Annotated in this window: 15 protein-coding genes and 2 tRNA genes; 12 read left to right on the top strand and 5 right to left on the bottom strand. The window is 61.2% G+C overall.

Annotated features, from left to right (window positions below; translation table 11 throughout):
- The first annotated feature begins 126 nt into the window (after positions 1-126).
- Positions 127-330 carry a hypothetical protein gene (locus G7Y52_RS03960; protein WP_165066411.1) on the top strand — a complete coding sequence of 68 codons (204 nt, stop codon included), beginning with the start codon at positions 127-129 and terminating at the stop codon, positions 328-330.
- A gap of 235 nt (positions 331-565) precedes the next feature.
- Here G7Y52_RS03960 and G7Y52_RS03955 read toward each other — a convergent pair.
- Positions 566-642 (bottom strand) — tRNA-Pro (locus tag G7Y52_RS03955).
- Between the two features lie 31 nt (positions 643-673).
- Here G7Y52_RS03955 and G7Y52_RS14860 point away from each other — a divergent pair.
- On the top strand, positions 674-922 hold the full coding sequence (locus G7Y52_RS14860; protein ID WP_206215181.1) for a hypothetical protein: 249 nt from the start codon (positions 674-676) through the stop codon (positions 920-922).
- Positions 923-1,143: 221 nt separating this feature from the next.
- On the opposite strand, the gene G7Y52_RS03950 is transcribed toward G7Y52_RS14860, so the two are convergent.
- Positions 1,144-1,219: transfer RNA gene (locus tag G7Y52_RS03950), tRNA-His, on the bottom strand.
- Between the two features lie 306 nt (positions 1,220-1,525).
- Between G7Y52_RS03950 and murA the strand changes: the two genes are divergently transcribed.
- The 10 genes from murA (at position 1,526) to G7Y52_RS03900 (ending at position 9,860) form a co-directional block, all read left to right on the top strand.
- On the top strand, positions 1,526-2,776 hold the full coding sequence (gene murA, locus G7Y52_RS03945) for a UDP-N-acetylglucosamine 1-carboxyvinyltransferase (RefSeq protein WP_165066563.1): 1,251 nt from the start codon (positions 1,526-1,528) through the stop codon (positions 2,774-2,776).
- 25 nt (positions 2,777-2,801) lie between these two features.
- On the top strand, positions 2,802-3,497 hold the full coding sequence (locus G7Y52_RS03940; protein ID WP_165066408.1) for a BON domain-containing protein: 696 nt from the start codon (positions 2,802-2,804) through the stop codon (positions 3,495-3,497).
- 431 nt (positions 3,498-3,928) lie between these two features.
- Positions 3,929-4,975, top strand: coding sequence for a flagellar biosynthesis protein FlhF (locus G7Y52_RS03935; protein WP_165066405.1), 1,047 nt, complete (start codon positions 3,929-3,931; stop codon positions 4,973-4,975).
- A gap of 41 nt (positions 4,976-5,016) precedes the next feature.
- Positions 5,017-5,829, top strand: coding sequence for a MinD/ParA family protein (locus G7Y52_RS03930; protein ID WP_165066402.1), 813 nt, complete (start codon positions 5,017-5,019; stop codon positions 5,827-5,829).
- Between the two features lie 239 nt (positions 5,830-6,068).
- A complete protein-coding gene (locus G7Y52_RS03925; protein ID WP_165066399.1) occupies positions 6,069-6,851 on the top strand; it encodes a FliA/WhiG family RNA polymerase sigma factor in 783 nt (260 codons plus the stop codon).
- 185 nt (positions 6,852-7,036) lie between these two features.
- Complete coding sequence (locus G7Y52_RS03920) at positions 7,037-7,417, top strand: chemotaxis response regulator CheY (protein WP_165066395.1); 381 nt, start codon at positions 7,037-7,039, stop codon at positions 7,415-7,417.
- 488 nt (positions 7,418-7,905) lie between these two features.
- Positions 7,906-8,118, top strand: a complete 213-nt coding sequence (locus tag G7Y52_RS03915; RefSeq protein WP_165066392.1) for a hypothetical protein — start codon at positions 7,906-7,908, stop codon at positions 8,116-8,118.
- Positions 8,111-8,776: a flagellar basal body-associated FliL family protein gene (locus G7Y52_RS03910; protein ID WP_165066389.1), complete on the top strand. Its 666-nt coding sequence runs from the start codon at positions 8,111-8,113 to the stop codon at positions 8,774-8,776. The genes G7Y52_RS03915 and G7Y52_RS03910 overlap by 8 nt, the downstream gene beginning before the upstream one ends.
- Before the next feature lie 329 nt (positions 8,777-9,105).
- Positions 9,106-9,435, top strand: a complete 330-nt coding sequence (locus tag G7Y52_RS03905; protein ID WP_165066386.1) for a hypothetical protein — start codon at positions 9,106-9,108, stop codon at positions 9,433-9,435.
- Complete coding sequence (locus G7Y52_RS03900; protein ID WP_165066383.1) at positions 9,432-9,860, top strand: hypothetical protein; 429 nt, start codon at positions 9,432-9,434, stop codon at positions 9,858-9,860. The genes G7Y52_RS03905 and G7Y52_RS03900 overlap by 4 nt, the downstream gene beginning before the upstream one ends.
- Positions 9,861-9,956: 96 nt before the next feature.
- On the opposite strand, the gene G7Y52_RS03895 is transcribed toward G7Y52_RS03900, so the two are convergent.
- From G7Y52_RS03895 to G7Y52_RS03885, 3 genes are all read right to left on the bottom strand, one after another.
- Positions 9,957-10,622, bottom strand: coding sequence for a hypothetical protein (locus tag G7Y52_RS03895; RefSeq protein WP_165066380.1), 666 nt, complete (start codon positions 10,620-10,622; stop codon positions 9,957-9,959).
- Between the two features lie 396 nt (positions 10,623-11,018).
- The gene (locus G7Y52_RS03890; RefSeq protein WP_165066376.1) at positions 11,019-12,605 is read right to left on the bottom strand and encodes an efflux transporter outer membrane subunit; all 1,587 of its coding nucleotides are present in this window, start codon (positions 12,603-12,605) and stop codon (positions 11,019-11,021) included.
- The gene (locus G7Y52_RS03885) at positions 12,602-15,805 is read right to left on the bottom strand and encodes a multidrug efflux RND transporter permease subunit (RefSeq protein WP_165066373.1); all 3,204 of its coding nucleotides are present in this window, start codon (positions 15,803-15,805) and stop codon (positions 12,602-12,604) included. Before G7Y52_RS03885 ends, G7Y52_RS03890 begins: the two co-directional genes overlap by 4 nt.
- Between the last annotated feature and the right edge of the window lie 3 nt (positions 15,806-15,808).

Raw genomic sequence — 15,808 nt, 5'->3', positions numbered from 1 at the left:
CGAACTCCCCGGAGTGCCGCGGATACGCGCCTCCAGTGCACTGCAAGGTGAGAGTGTTAACTTTTGAATGTTTTCGCTACTTCCGAGCCGCATGGAATCTGGCTTTGGCAGGAAGCAAACATTACTTTGGCAATACCCTCTGCAAGGTTAGAGCGTTTTCTCTTTGAAAATGCTCTGCTGACGCGAAAGCGGCAGCCGCCGCAACGCGGCGTACATTCAGGCGAAAACCGCGTTTTTCGCCTGAATGCCACCTTTGACTTTCATAAAAAGTCAAAGGTAATCTGCTCTAATACCCTCAAAAAAATTAGCCTCGGTGAGCGCATGATTTGACGCTGGCCGAGGCTTCTTTCGTTCTCATTTCTTATGCGGTAGAGGCCAGAAATCGGCCTCCCGTTCTCAAACCTTTTTTTGCAGCCCCATCGCCAGGCGGTCAACCATCGGGACGGCGTCAGTCAAAGAAAAGTCGCCCATCGGTCAAGCACGGTTCGCTCCTGGCGCCATTCTCATCTTTCCTGCGGCCCTATAAAAGGCACTCGCAGAGAATCCGTAAGTGCCTGCTGAACCGTGGTCGGAGCGGTCGGATTTGAACCGACGGCCCCCTGCTCCCAAAGCAGGTGCGCTACCAAGCTGCGCCACGCTCCGTGGGTTTTGCTCTTACGCAAAACTCCGGCGCTTGGCAAGCCGGGCCAAGAATGCCTTCAAGGCTGCCGCGCACGATGCGGCAGCATCGCCCGAAGCCGCAGGCTTCGTGGGAGCGAAGTGCGGCTCCGCCGCCGAAGCGGCTCTTACCAGCGTTTATGATAACATGGCGAAATTACTACACTTAGAGCATTTTGCTTTTGAAATTATTCAATTTCAAAAGCGGCGCTGCCATCATTTCCCCGCAAGCGGGACAAGCCCCGCAAGCGGGACAAGCGCCTGAAAAGCGTGGTTTTCAGGCTCATCCGGCGCGGGCGTCCGCTCCCGCGGCCGCCAGAGCTCTTGCCGTTTTCAACAGCAAACCGCTCTGGCAAAACGCTCTCCTATTTAGATGCGTCAGCCCTGATACTGCCTTGAGGCCCCAACACTGCCGAACGGCCGGTTTGCCTGGCCGCGAGGCGCAAAAAACCGCGCCGGAATGAAATTCAGGCGCGGGGAACTCTCTGGGGCGAAAGATGGGACTTGAACCCACGGCCACCTGGGCCACAACCAGGTGCTCTACCAACTGAGCTACTTCCGCCACGGGAAGGCTGTTATACGCAGAGGCGTTTTTTTTGGCAAGCGATTTTTGCCGTTTGCGACTCTGGATTTTATCTGGAAAAAAAGCTACAAAACGTCGTCTCCCGAATCTTGGGCAGGTTATCTTTGAAAACCTTGCTTTTATGCGCGGTTTTTGCGGATATGCCGCGCAATGAGCCTGCCGCAAGCCGCAGTGACTTCGCGGCAGGCGCGCGAGCGTATTCCGCTCCCCGTCATTCTCACGGCCTTGCACGGCCCGGCAACCGGCGTTCCCGGTCGCGCGTCGGCAACCATGCCCCGAGGACATATGGACAAACTGGTCATTGACGGCGGCATACCGCTTACCGGCAGCATTGAGGTCAGCGGCTCCAAAAACGCGGCCCTGCCCATATTGTTTGCCGCCATTCTGGCGTCGGATTCCGTCACATTCAGCAACGTGCCGGATCTGCGCGACATCCATACCACGCTGAAGCTTTTGCAGATGCTGGGCTGCGCCTGCGAATACGCGGACGGAAAAGCCTGCATCACGCCCGGCACGCTCTTGCCCGAGGCTCCCTATGAGCTGGTCAGCACCATGCGGGCTTCGGTGCTCTGCCTGGGGCCGCTCCTGGCGCGCATCGGCCGGGCCCGCGTGGCTCTGCCCGGCGGCTGCGCCATCGGCGCGCGCCCCGTGGATCAGCATCTCAAGGGCCTGGAGCAGATGGGCGCGCGCTTCGAGCTGGAGGAAGGCTATATTCTGGGCCGCTGCCGCAAGCTCAAAGGCGCGCATGTCACCTTTGACATGCCCACTGTGGGCGGCACGGAAAATCTGCTCATGGCCGCGGTTCTGGCGGAGGGCGAAACCATTCTGGAAAATGCGGCCCGCGAGCCTGAAGTGGTGGACCTGGCGAATTTTCTCCTGGCCTGCGGAGCGCGCATCCAGGGCCAGGGCACCAGTTGCATCCGCATCCAGGGCGTCAGCGAGCTGCGCGGCGCGCCCTACGCGATCATGCCGGATCGCATTGAGGCGGGCACCTTTCTGGTGGCCGCGGGCATCACGGGCGGCGAGCTCCTGGTGCGCAACTGCCCCTTTAAAGAGCTGGAAGCCGTGATCCTCAAGCTGCGGGATATGGGCATGGAGATCACGGCCACGCCCGAAGGCGTGCTGGCCAGATGCGCCTGCCCCCTGCGCGGAGCGGATCTGAAAACGCAGCCCTACCCGGGCTTTCCCACGGACATGCAGGCCCAGGTCATGGCCCTGATGTGTTCTGCCCAGGGGGCCAGCGTGGTGGAAGAAAGCATTTTTGAAAACCGCTTCATGCATGTGCAGGAATTAGTGCGCATGGGCGCGCAGATCAAGATTTCCGGGCATACGGCCATGGTCCGGGGCGTCAGCCAGCTTGCCGGGGCTCCGGTCATGGCTTCGGATCTGCGGGCCAGCGCCTCCCTGGTGCTGGCCGGGCTGGCCGCGCGCGGCACAACACAGGTGCGGCGCATCTATCATTTGGATCGCGGCTATGAACGCATTGAAAACAAGCTCAACGCCGTGGGCGCGCGCATCCGCCGCGAAAAAGAATAATTCCACGCATTGCCGGGAGGACAGCATGCCACGCTTGGCCCTGCTTCTGCTTCTTGCGGTTCTGACCGTTCTGAACGGCTGCGCCTATGGCGCCTATGGCCTGTATGACGATCAACGCCTTATGGACACGATCACCGATGACAAGGCCCTGGCTTCCAGCATCAAGACCGCGCTGCTGGACGCCAGTTTCAGCGACGGCTGGGCCATTGCCGTGTATTGCTATTACGGCAACGTCTTTCTGGTGGGCGAGGTGCCGCAAAACATGCAGGCCAAAGCCCTGGCCATCGCCCGGCGCTACAAGCCGCGCTCGGTCACGCCGCACTGGTTTGCCCCGGCCAGGAGCGAGACAAGCGATTTCGCCCTGGCCACGTCCCTGCGCACGGCTCTGATCGGGGCCAAAGGCCTTTCTTCCACGCGCATTGACACGGAAGTCAATGCCGGGCGGGTGGTCTTGCTGGGCGTCGTCAAGGATAAGGCGGAAAAGCAGATCGCCATCCGTACGGCGCGGGCCGTCAAGGGCGTCACCTCTGTGACCAGCTATTTGATGCTGCCCCAGCGATCCGGGGCTGTGCCGGACATGCCCGGCCCCAAGGCCGCCGGCAGCGGCAGGGAAGGCGCACAGGCCACCGAGCTGCCGCCGAGCCCGTCCGGGACAAAGGGAAACCAGCCCGCGCAGCCGCCCGCAGCCCCTGCCCACGCAACGCAAGCGCAGAAAAGGTAGGTTCAGCCCTCATTAGAGCATTTTCTCTTTGAAAATGCTCTAAGCCATGCAAAGCGCCTTGTTACGTCCGGCGGCGTTGCATGGCCAACATTGACCTTGCGGTATGTTCAATACGGCTTCGCCCAATGTTTGCCTTGCGCCTTGCCGGCCGAAAAAACTCGGCTTTTCGCGGACGGTATTTTCATGAGGGCTGCCCCTGGTTTGCCGATATCTTGACAGTTACTTCTAAAAAACGCGAAAAATCCTGCCGCAACTCTCCATAAATGCAGCATGGCCTCTGCATGCAGCCGCTCGCCCCTGCAAAAACGGCGTCGCGACCGCGCGCCCGGAGCCCGCTTCTTTTTGGCCCTTATTTTGCATTATCGGTTTTGCCGTCAGACAAACGTCGGGGAAAGGCAACGGCATGCGCCGCACGGCAAAGGAACCGGATCATGCAAGTAAAGACATTCACAGGCGCCACATCGCAAGAGGTTCTTACCCGGATCAAGGCTGAAATGGGGCCTGAGGCCGTGATCCTGGGCAGTCGCACCTACCGCAGAAACGGCGTGGTCTGCCATGAGATCACCGCCGGGCTTGACCGCGACGCGAGCGGCAGCCGGGACCGGGAGGCGGGCGCGCCCGAGGGCTGGAACCAGTGGCACAAGGAATGGATGCAGATCAAGGATCAGCTCTTTGCCCTGATGAAGCCCGCCATCCAGCTTGAGCGCCTCACGCCCCGGCAGCGCGTGGCTTTGGAATATCTGCAGCGCGAGGGCGTTTCCGACGCCGTGGCCGTGGCCCTCTATCAGCGCCTGCTCGCCGAGCCCGGGGCCTCTGTGCTGGAATGCCTGTGCGGCATGGTGCCGGTCAAGGCCTGGGGCCTTGAGCATTGGAACCAGCGCGCGCATCTTATGGTCGGGCCATTCGGTTTCGGCAAGACCACCACCGCCTTGCGCTTTGCCCTGCATTTGCGCAAAACCGAGCCCGAGGCGCGTATTGCCTTCATCAACGCCGACTGCCTGCGCGGCAACGGCCGCCTGATTCTGCGCCACTGGGCCGGACTCTCCAATTTCAACTATATGGAAGCGCCGGACAAGGAAACCATGCAGCAGGCGCTCCAGGCGGCAACAGGCTGCCGGGCGGTTTTTGTGGACGTGCCCGGCCTCTCCCGCAAGCAGAATTTCACCCAATGGCGGGCCGAGATGGGCCTGGAGGCGCTTGAAGCCGCCACGCATCTGGTGCTTTCGCCCTTCTGCGATCCGATCCAGACCCAGGCCTTTCTGAGCCGTTACAAAAGCGACGGACCGGGCAGCATCGTCTGGACCAAACTGGACGAGGCTGAAAGTTTCGGCAGCATCGTCAACGTGGCCTGCGCGGCCGGGCTGCCGGTTTCCGCGCTCTCCTTCGGCGCGGAACTCAAGGAAAGCCTCGCCCCGGCCACGGAGCCGCTGATCTGGCGGCTGATCTTCAAGCGTCAGATTCCCGGCCAGGCGGCCTGAAGGCCCGGCCCCAAGCCCATTAACCCATGCGGAGCAAACAGATGAGCGGCACATTTCCCCTGGTATTTTCCATCACTTCCGGCAAAGGCGGCGTGGGCAAGACGAACCTTTCGGTCAACCTGGCGCTCTGCCTGGCCCGGCTGGGCAAGCGCGTGGTGCTGATCGACGCCGATCTGGGCCTTGCCAATGTGGACGTGCTCCTGGGTCTGACCCCGCAGAAAAATCTTTTTCATCTTTTCCATGAGGGCGCGTCGCTTCAGGATATTCTTTTCCCCACGCCCTATGGCTTTTCCATTCTGCCCGCCTCCTCGGGCATGAGCGAAATGCTCACGCTCTCCACCGGCCAGAAGCTGGAGCTGCTGGAAGCCGTGGGCGAGCTGGAGGACGATCTGGACTACCTGATTGTGGATACGGGCGCGGGCCTCAGCGACAACGTGCTGTACTTCAACCTGGCCGTGCAAGAACGGCTGGTGGTGCTTACCCCGGAACCGACCTCCCTGACCGACGCCTATGCCCTGATCAAGGTGCTCAAGCTCACGCACGGGGTGGAGCATTTCAAGGTCTGCGTCAATATGTCGCCGGATCTCAAAACCGCCAAAGGCATGTTTCTGCGTCTGCACCAGGCCTGCGAACACTTTTTGAGCGGCGTTTCCCTGGATCTGGCGGGCGTGTTCCCGCGGGATACGGGCGTGCGCAAGGCCGTGGTGCAACAACTGCCCTTCTGCGTCAGCGATCCCGAAGGCCCGGCGTCCAGGGCCGTGCTGCAACTGGCCAACGCCATTACAGAATGGGAAGCGCCCGCGAGCCTGGACGGTAACATCAAATTTTTCTGGAAGAAACTGTTGTTCAGATGAAGCAGCGCCGCGGCGCGGACAGAAAAAGATTGTGCGCGAGCGCGAACGCGCGCCAACGGGCCGTCCTGACGGGCCCACGCAGGCATGATTTCGGGCTGTGAACGCAGACGCAGTGAACGACAAGCATCCGGATCAAATATCTCCGCTGTACGGGCCGGGCGGGCCGAGGACAGCGGCAACACAAAAGGCAACTGACATGCCGTGGAGAAGAAGAGGCACGAACCGGAAAGGAACGACACATGAAAACCGGCACAGCGCAAGCATCGCAGGCGAGTCCCTGGGAGGCGCTTGAAACCGGCGCCACGGCCTGGGAAGACTTTTCCTCGGCCGAACAGGAAGCGGTGGTGCGCCATTATGCGCCCAAAATCCGTTTTCTGGCGCTGCGGCTCAAGGCAAAGCTGCCGCGCAACGTGGAACTCGGGGAAATGATCAGCTCCGGCACCCTGGGGCTTATGGAGGCTCTGGGCAAATTCCGGCCGCAGTTGGGCATCCGCTTTGAAACGTACGCGGAAAACCGCATCCGCGGGGCCATGCTGGACGAGCTGCGCAGGCTGGACTGGTTTCCGCGCTCCTTGCGCCAGCGCGTGCGCGTGCTGGACGAGGCCATGCGCAAAGTGGAGCACGAAAAAGGACGCCAGGCCACGGAAGAAGATCTGCAGGATATCACCGGCCTGGAACTGCGCGACGTGCGCCAGGGGCTTGAGGCTTTGCAGAACCAGCTCTGGCTTTCCCTGGACGCCATTCAGGACACGCTCTCCGGCGACAGCCCGGAGAGCGGCGGAGAACTGTACAGCAGCACGGCCCGGCGCGAGCTCATTGAGCGCGTGGCGCCGCTTATCGAACGCTTGACGCCAAGGGAAAAGCTGGTACTCTCCCTCTATTATACTGATGAATTAAACATGCGTGAAACGGCTGAAATCATGGGCATTACCGAAGGCCGCGTCTCACAGTTGCATTCGCAGGCCCTGAGCCGCCTGCGCAGAGAATTTGTGAGCCTGTACGGCGACACGGCGGAACTGTAGCTGCCCGCTTCAGGCCCGGCCGGTCCGACGGAAGATCCTGCATTTCCCGGATGCGCTTCTCAAAATCTTCTGCCGTTCACTGTTGAGCTGCCGCGCGGGCACAAGAGCCGCAACCGCGGAGCCGGATTTTTGCCGGGGCAGCCTCCGCACAATACGCGCCTCGAAAAGCCCCCAAGGAGATATTGATGCCTTACAATCCCAATATGCGCGTTCTTGTCGTGGATGATTTTTCCACCATGCGCCGTATTGTGCGCAACATCCTGCGCCAGCTCGGCTTTAACAACGTGGTGGAGGCCGACGACGGCACTACGGCCTGGGAAGTGCTCAACCGCGACAAGATTGACTTTATCGTGTCCGACTGGAACATGCCGCAGATGACCGGCATTGATCTGCTGCGCAAGGTGCGGGCCAGCGAACAGTTTGCCAACATTCCCTTTTTGATGGTCACGGCCGAGGCCCAGCAGGAAAACATCATTGAAGCGGTGCAGGCCAAGGTTTCCAACTATATCGTCAAGCCTTTCACCGCAGACACCATGAAGCAGAAGATCGACAAAATTTTTCCCTAGCGCCGCCTCGGGCATGGAGACCTGCCACAGGCCTGAAAAGCGCAGAGCAAACAAACGCGCTTTGGCAGCGCTCCCCTGTCTCGGCGCGCCGTGCCGCGGGCTTTGCCTGATGCCGCTTCACGCGGCGCTCAAGCTTTTTCAGCATGGGATCCGGAAAATGCTGCATCCCCACGAGCGCGCCCGACCGCAGCCTGGCCGCCACGCCCCGGGCGGCCTGTGGCGAAAAACAAGCGGCATGATCCCCACGAGGCCTGCTGCCGGTACGCTTTCCCCGATGCGAAACAGCCGCGCTTTTGGGCGGCATCTTGCTGTCCGCGCCGTTGCGCCTGTTTTCGGCAGCCCGCCGCGGCCTCTTTGCCCGCAGGGAGCAGGGCCGTTTTTGCCTGTCCCCGGGGCGCTCTGCCGCCACAGGGCCGCCATGAACCCGGTCGCGCTTTTTTTTGCCCGCCGGTGTTTTGCCTTGCCGCTTCACGCCTGCATTCCGCGCCATGTTGCGGCCCTCGAGCGTTTTGCTGGAGCATTTTCTCTTTGAAAATGCTCTGCTGACGCGAAAGCGGCAGCCGCCGCAACGCGGCGTACATTCAGGCGAAAACCGCGTTTTTCGCCTGAATGCCACCTTTGACTTTCATAAAAAGTCAAAGGTAATCTGCTCTAAGAAGACAAGCCGCTCTTCTTTTTTTGACGGAGTAGCATGTGGCTGACAAAAACAAGCTTAAGGAAGCCCCGGTCAGGGACGATATACAGGTCACGCTGCACCCGGATGCGGGCCTGGGCAAGGTGGAGCTGGATCTCGACGACGCGCCTTTTTTACTGGACGAGCCGGATGCGCCGGCCGTGCCGGAAGAGAGCGAAGCGCCGGCCGTGCCGCAGGAGGCCGAAACCGCCGCCGCGGCTCCGAAAAAGAAAAAACTGCTCCTGCTGGCCGGCGGGGGCTTGCTGTCGCTTTTGGTTCTTGGGGCGGCGGCCTGGTGGTTTTTTGTTCCGCCGCCAGAGCCGGACGCGCCCAAGCCCGAAGTGATCGTGGTGCCATCCAAGCCGGCCGTACCGGCCAGGCTCGAGTACGTCAAGGAATTTGCGCCCTTTCTGGTGGAACGGCCGGACGGCAAGGGGGGGTCGCGCTTTTTGATCTGCAAATTCTCCGCCCTGACCAGGGTTCCGAACCTGGACAAGGAAATGGATCAGAAAATGCTCTCCCTGCGTGACGCGCTTTACTATTATCTGCGCAGCACGGACAACGACTTCCTGCTGGCCCAGGAAAATGTTCAAACCATAAAAAAGGAGCTGACCTCCGTGCTCAACAACTACCTGACGCAAGGGCAGATCGAGGATGTGCTTTTTGAAAGATATCTCAGCGAGTAAGGGGAGTTTTGCCTGAGGGGGAGAGTGACGCGCTTTCCCGGCCGGGCTTGCCGCGCCCTCCCATGATGGGGGGGGCAAGGCCGCGGCGCGGCGCATCTCCAGGGAAGTTTGCCGCCAATCTGGAGCGGTTTGCTAATGAAATGAGCTAAACGCTCTGGCGACCGCGGGAGCGGACGCCCGCGCCGGCGGTAGCCGTTAGCAAGCTTTGCTTGCTTGCGCCAGCCGTTGGCGAGTCTGCGAGCCTTACGGATGGCGACAAGTGATTGAAAATGGATATTTTCAATCAAAAAATGCTCTAAGGACGTCCAAGAGGACATCCGGGGAGAGCCATGAGCGTTGACGCCACCATGGCCGTGCTCTATGCCCAGACCAATCTGGCCGCGCCCTTTGCCAACGCGGCCGCGGTGGCCCCTCAGGCCTCCATGGCCATGTCGCGGGTGCTGGCCGCGGAAATGGCCCGGCAGGAACAGCAACAGATCGAGAAAACCGAAAAAACCGAAGGCAGCGCCGTGCTCCCGGACGGGCGCAACGGCGGCGAGGCCTCTTTCGGCAGCCGCCGCCGCACGCGACGGCCCTTGCCCGAAGCTCCGCCGGAAGACGGGGAAGTCCGGCCATCCGCGTCGCCGCTGGTAGGCAACCTGTTGAATCTCAAAGTATGAACGCAACCCTGACGTTGGCGCTGATTATTCTTTTTTCCCTGCTGGAGCTGGTCATATTGGGCGGCGTGCTCTTTTTTTACCTGCGCCTGCGCCGTTCGGAGGCTTTGCTCAACGCCTTGCAGGGCAATCAGGAAAGTCTGCTGGCGCGTATTGAAATGAACGCCCGCCTGGAGCGGGAAATAGTGGCCACCTTTGCCCAGCGCCAGGCCGAATTGCGCAATCTGGACGAAAAGCTGGAAGAGCGGGCCCAGGAACTGCGCCGCCTGCTGGAACAGGCCGAGGGCATCCGCCGCTCGCCGCAATTTTTGCGCGAAATCATCCTCAACGGTCGCCGCAAGGGGCTGAGCACCCGGCAGATCGCGCGCAACGCGGGTTTGAGCGTGGATGAGGTGGAGTTGATCCTGGCGCAGAACACGGAAGCATAACCACTTTTCCGGCGAAGCGATCTTCACACGAAAAAACGAAGCGTTATGCGTGACCTGGTGACGAGAGCGTTTTGCTCATGAAAGCGGCGAAACGCTCTAAAAATCCATCTTGAACTGCATCCCCATACCCAGCACGGATTCGGGTTGGCTGGCGTTGGAGTTGCGCTCGCGCGTCTGTTCATCTCTGAGGATCAGCTCCGGCCCCACGCTGATGCTGAGGTCCTCCCCGGCCGTAACATCCGCATAGGCGCGCACCACATGACGGCTTTCCAGAGGCCGCGCCTCATCCGCGCGCGCGCCGTCCGCCGGCAAGGGCTCGCGCCAGGTGGAAACCTCGCTTTCCATGCTGATGCCCAGCGGATTCTTTTTTTTCCTGGCCTGAGCCGCCGAGCCGCTCAAGGCACTGCTGATGCCCTTGGCCGTGTTCACGGCCTTTTTTTCCAGCGCGCCTGAAACCGCGCGGTCGTGCAGATCCTGCGAGGGCACGCCCTCCCGCCAGATGGCGGCATTGCGATCGCTGGAGTGGCCGAAAGCCCAGGAACGCCCGTGCAAGCCTTGTTTTTTCCGGGTGGCCTTTCCGGAGGAACGCTGCGGCGTTGCCCCGGCAGCCTTGGCAGGCGTTTTGAACCCAGTGGCCTCCCGGCCGTTGTCGGCAGCCGCCTGAAAAGACTGCCCGGCAGCCGAAACAGGAGCAGTGAAAAAGAGACTCAGAGCCAGGGCCATAAAACCCATAAACAGGGTAACGGGCAGTTGTCTGTCCATATTCTTTCTTACGCCACTCCCTATGTATCTGTAAAGTCCCCGGACATGAGGAGACATTCACGCCTTCAATGAAAAGAACACTGCAACCGTCTGAAATTCAAAACGAATTTTTTAGAAAATCATCGAAAAGGTGAATGTCTCTTCCTGCCGGCCCGCGTCAGCCGCCGCAACGCGGCGCACATTCAGGCGAAAACCGCGTTTTTCGCCTGAATGCCACCTTTGACTTTTAGAAAAAGTCAAAGGTAATCTGCTCTAGGAAGCCGGGAAAACAAATACACAACGACCGGCCTTTGCCCATGTTTCAGGGGAAAAGCCGGTCGCTTGATTCAAGGCTTCGATTCTGCCGGATTGGCCGGGAAAAAGCCGCGGCAGGCCAAAGCGCCTTGCGTTGAGGCTCTACTGCCGGGCGGCCCCCGAAACAGGAGCCCTGGTGGCAGGCGTGGCCTCGCGGGCGCTGGTCTCCTGCTGCAAAAGCCGCTCGGTGTTGACCACCGGGAAGCTCGGGCGCGCGCCCGGCTCCTGCCAGCCGCCGCCCAAAGCCATGCACACGCTGACCACGGCGTCAAGCCGGTCGCGCAGGGCCGAGGCCAGTTGCAGCTCGGCCGAAAAAAGCTGGCGCTCCGCGTCCAGGACCGTCAGATAGTCGGTATAGCCGTTATCATACTGCAAACGGGCGATGTCCACCGCGCGGCGCAGACTTTCCACCTGGATTTGCATACTGCGCACAATGGCGTCGGCCTCGCGCTGGGCGGTGAGCGAAACGCGGATATCCTGAAAGGCGGACTGCACGGTCTTGCGATACACCGCAATGGCGGCCCTCTTCTGAGCCTCCGCATCCTTGAGATTATACCAGTTGCGCCCGAAATCCAGGATGGGCAGCGTGCCTGAGGCTCCATAGCTCCAGACCCCTGCCGGCCCGCTGAAGAGATTGCCCACCGCGGCGCTGACCGTGCCGAGCATGCCTGTCAGAGAAATGGACGGGAAAAACTGGGCGCGGGCCACGCCGATATTGGCGTTATAGGCCATAATCATGTATTCAGCCGCGCGCACGTCCGGACGCCGCTCCAGCAATTCCGAAGGCAGGCCTTCGGGCAGTACCGGCGGCGCGGGCAGCATGCCCACGGCCCGGCCGCGCGTCATGGCCCGGTTGATGATCTCGCGCGGCGAGCGGCCCAGCAGCACGGCCAGGGAGGCTTCGGCCTGATCCACGGATACGGTGCTGGTGTGCACCTGGGCGCGCGCGGTTTCCACCTCGGCCCGGGCGCGCTGCCAGTCCAGCTCGGTGATGTCGCCCTGCTTGTAACGGCTGGTGTAGATGCCGAAGGCATCCTCCCGGCTTTTCAAGGTGCGCCGCGCCGTATCCAACTGCATGTCAAGAGCGAGCAGGGCAAAATAACTCTGCGCCACCTGACCGGCCACGGAAAGACGCAAGGCCTCGTGCCCTACCACTGTATTCATCAGCACATCGGAAAGGGCCGTATAATTGTTCCGGTACTTGCCCCAGAGATCCAGTTCCCAGGAGGCGTTGAGCGAACCCTGGTAATTGGTGGTGGAACGCGAAAGACCGCTGCGGCTGAAAGGGATGCTGTTGGCTGTTTTTTCCGAAGCGCCCTGCGCCGTTGCTCCGGCGTCGCCGCTGACAGAGGGCAGCAACTGCGAGGTGGCAATGCCCACCTGAGCCGCGGCCGAATCGATCCTGGCCAGGGATTCGGCCAGATCCTGATTGTTGCGCAGCGCTTCCTCCACCATGGACGTCAGCACGGGATCGTTGAAGCGCGTCCACCAGTCGGTATGCAGCGGAGCCGATCCCAAATCCACCTTGCGCCATTGATCCGGGATATCCTGTTCCGGCCGCTCGTAGCGCGGCGCAAAAGAGCAGGCCGAGAGCAGCAACGCGAGACACAGCGCCAAAAGCGGAACCGTGAGCCGGACCTGACGCCGGGCCTGAGCCCGGGCAGATCCGCCTTGAGGGGTGGCGCTCATAAATCCTCCTGTTCATCCTCAATGCGGCCCTTGCCTTCATTGGGATCTTTCTTGCCCTGCAGTTTCAGGGAAAGCAGCATAATACTCTTGAAGAAATACGGCACAAAAAGCGTGGCAATGGCCGTGGCGGCCAACATGCCGCCGATGACCGCGACGCCGATGGCGTGTCGGCTGTTGGCGCCCGCGCCGGAGCTGATGGCCAGGGGCACGCAGCCCAGGATAAAGGCCAGGGAAGTCATGATGATCGGCCTGAAGCGCAGGCGCGACGCATGCATGGCCGCCACGTCGAGGCTGCGGCCGCCGCGCCAGGCCTCCACCGCGAATTCCACAATCAGAATGGCGTTTTTGGCGGCCAGGCCCACCAATGTGATCAAGGCCACCTGGAAGTAGACGTCATTGGACAAATCCCTGAGCCAGGTCGCCAGCAGCGCGCCGAACACGCCAAAGGGCACGGCCGTGAGCACAGCCAGGGGCAAAGACCAGGACTCGTACTGGGCGGCCAGGATCAGGAAGACCATCACCAGAGCCAGCCCGAAGATCAGGCCGGTGTCTGCGCTGGCCAGCTTTTCCTGCAGGGCCGAGCCCACCCAGCCCAGGCTGTAGTCGGCGGGCAGCGAGGCCGCGGCGGCCTGCTCCATTTCGCTCAGGGCCTGGCCCGAGGAATAGCCCGGCGCGGGATTGCCCAGGATATGCGCGGCCGGGAACACGTTGTAGCGTTCCATGACCTGCGGCGCGGTGCGCCGCTCCAGGGTCATGATCGCGGTGAGCGGGATCATCTCGCCCTTATTGTTGCGCACATACACGTCGCTCAGGTCTTCGGGCAGGACGCGAAATTCGGCTTCGGACTGCATACGCACCTGGAAAGTCCGGCCCATATAGTTGAAGTCGTTCACGTAAGTACCGCCGAACGTGCCGCTCATGGCCGTATAGACGTCGGTAATGCTGATGCCCATGTCCTTGCAGCGTTCGCGATCCAGATTGGCGTACAACTGCGGCGAACCCGTGGAAAAGAGGCTGCGCACACTGCCTATGGCCGGATACTTGGGCTTGCCGTCGGCGTTTTTGGACAGGGCTTCGGCCACCATTTTGTTGGCATTGTTTTCCAGATCGTAAATGGTGCCCTGGCCGCGCATCTGAATATAGCCTTCAAAGCCGCCGGTGGTGCTCATGCCGCTGATGGGCGGCGGCGAAAAGCCCAGAACCACGGCTTCGGGCTGCATCATGGTCACGGCCATGACCTTTTGGGTCAGATCGTCGGCCGACATGCCGGGCCCCTTGCGCTCGCTCCAGGGCTTGAGCGTGGCGAAAAAGGTGCCGTAATTGCTCTTTACCGCCATGGAGGTGATGTCAATGCCGTTGATGGTGGCCACCATATCCACCGAGGGCTGCTTGCGCAGAAAATTGCTCAGAGTTTCGGTGACGGCCAGGGTACGGTGCTGGGAAGCGCCGTCGTCCAGAATGGCCATGCCCAGGATGTAGCCCTGATCCTCATTGGGCACCAGGCCGCCGGGCACCACCTTGAGCAGCCAGAGCATGGCCGCGAGCATAAGCGCAAAGAGCGTCAGGGCCCGCAGGCTGGAATCCTTGATGTAGCGAACCGTGCGCACATAACGGTGGGTGACGCGGCCAAAGGCGTAGTTGAACCAGATGAAGAACCTGGCGGGCTTGTAGTCGTGCGCGTGGGGCTTGAGCAGCAGCGCGCACAAAGCCGGCGTGAGCGTCAGAGCCACAATGCCCGAGAGTACCACGGACACCGAAATGGTGATGGCGAACTGCTTGTACATCTGCCCGGCCAGCCCGCCCATGAAGGAGACGGGAATGAACACCGCGCAGAGCACCAGCACAATGGCGATGACCGGGGCCGTAACCTCGTTCATGGCCTTGGCCGTGGCTTCCCTGGGCGGCAGATGCTCGGTGCTCATGATGCGCTCGACGTTTTCAAGCACCACAATGGCGTCGTCCACCACAATGCCGATGGCCAGCACCATGGCGAAAAGGGTCAGGGTGTTCAGCGTATAGCCGAATGCGTACAGGCCCGCAAAGGTGCCGATGATCGATACGGGCACCGCAATACAGGGGATCAGCGTGGTCCGCCAGTTCTGGAGAAAGACATAGACCACGATGAACACCAGGATCATGGCTTCTATCAGCGTCGAAACCACTTCCCTGATGGATTCAATGACAAAGTCGTTGGTATCCACCACGATCCGGTATTCCATGCCGTCGGGCAGGCTTGCGGCGATATCTTTCAGCTTGGCCGCGACGAGGTCGCCGGTGGCAATGGCATTGGCGCCGGGCAGCAGGTAAACCGCGCCCATGCGGGCAACCATGCCGTTGGCCCGGGAGCTGACGCTGTAATCCTGGCCGCCCAGCTCCACCCGGGCCACGTCCTTGAGGCGCAGCATGGCGCTGTCCGGCCCGGTGCGCACCACAATCTCCCCGAACTCCTCGGGCGTGACCAGTCGGCCCTGGGTGTCGATCTGCCAGGTGAGCTGGGTGGAGGAGGGCGAGGGCATATCGCCCAGACGACCGGGCGCGAACTGGGAGTTCTGCTCCTGAATGGCTTTGGTCACGTCATTGACCGTCAAGCCATACTTGGCCAGCTTGTCCGGCTGGAGCCAGATGCGCATGGAATAGCTCATGCTGCCAAAAACAGAAACGTCGCCCACGCCGGGCACGCGCTTGAGCTCGTCCACAACGTTGATCTGCATCCAGTTGTGGATATAGACCTCGTCGTAGCGGCCGTCGGGCGAATAATACGCAAAGAGCTGAAGCATGGCCGGAGAGCGTTTGACCACGCTCACGCCCTGGCGGCGCACCTCCTCGGGCAGCTGAGTCTGGGTCAGGTTGACCTTGTTGTTGACGTTGACCAGGGCCATGTCCGGGTCCGAGCCCAGGGCAAAGTACACGTTGATGGAGCCGGAGCCCGAGCCGGAAGCGGCCGTGGAAGTCATGTACAGCATGTTTTCCACGCCGTTGATGTTCACTTCCAGGGGGGCCAGCACGGTGGAGGCGATGGTTTCGGCGGACGCGCCGGGATATGTGACGCTCACGTTGACCGTGGGCGGCACCAGATCCGGGTATTGGGCAATGGGCAGGGCCTTCATGGCCAGCGCGCCCACCAGAGTGATCACGATGGAAATGACGGCCGAGAGAATCGGACGGCGCAAAAAGAAATTCGGTTTGGAAGAAGCGGCCATATA

Origin of the sequence: Desulfovibrio sp. ZJ200 (genome assembly GCF_011039095.1) — a bacterium.
GTDB lineage: Bacteria > Desulfobacterota > Desulfovibrionia > Desulfovibrionales > Desulfovibrionaceae > Desulfovibrio.
Note: the sequence above shows the minus strand (reverse complement) of the source record. Positions and strands in the feature narration are given on the sequence as shown.

What these genes read in the sequence shown, in the direction of transcription:
- murA (WP_165066563.1), top strand. Translation starts at nt 1,526, where the DNA reads ATGGACAAACTGGTCATTGACGGCGGCATACCGCTTACCGGCAGCATT.
- G7Y52_RS03940 (WP_165066408.1), top strand. Translation starts at nt 2,802, where the DNA reads ATGCCACGCTTGGCCCTGCTTCTGCTTCTTGCGGTTCTGACCGTTCTG.
- G7Y52_RS03935 (WP_165066405.1), top strand. Translation starts at nt 3,929, where the DNA reads ATGCAAGTAAAGACATTCACAGGCGCCACATCGCAAGAGGTTCTTACC.
- G7Y52_RS03930 (WP_165066402.1), top strand. Translation starts at nt 5,017, where the DNA reads ATGAGCGGCACATTTCCCCTGGTATTTTCCATCACTTCCGGCAAAGGC.
- G7Y52_RS03925 (WP_165066399.1), top strand. Translation starts at nt 6,069, where the DNA reads ATGAAAACCGGCACAGCGCAAGCATCGCAGGCGAGTCCCTGGGAGGCG.
- G7Y52_RS03920 (WP_165066395.1), top strand. Translation starts at nt 7,037, where the DNA reads ATGCCTTACAATCCCAATATGCGCGTTCTTGTCGTGGATGATTTTTCC.
- G7Y52_RS03915 (WP_165066392.1), top strand. Translation starts at nt 7,906, where the DNA reads ATGTTGCGGCCCTCGAGCGTTTTGCTGGAGCATTTTCTCTTTGAAAAT.
- G7Y52_RS03905 (WP_165066386.1), top strand. Translation starts at nt 9,106, where the DNA reads ATGAGCGTTGACGCCACCATGGCCGTGCTCTATGCCCAGACCAATCTG.
- G7Y52_RS03900 (WP_165066383.1), top strand. Translation starts at nt 9,432, where the DNA reads ATGAACGCAACCCTGACGTTGGCGCTGATTATTCTTTTTTCCCTGCTG.
- G7Y52_RS03895 (WP_165066380.1), bottom strand. Translation starts at nt 10,622, where the DNA reads ATGGACAGACAACTGCCCGTTACCCTGTTTATGGGTTTTATGGCCCTG.
- G7Y52_RS03890 (WP_165066376.1), bottom strand. Translation starts at nt 12,605, where the DNA reads ATGAGCGCCACCCCTCAAGGCGGATCTGCCCGGGCTCAGGCCCGGCGT.
- G7Y52_RS03885 (WP_165066373.1), bottom strand. Translation starts at nt 15,805, where the DNA reads ATGGCCGCTTCTTCCAAACCGAATTTCTTTTTGCGCCGTCCGATTCTC.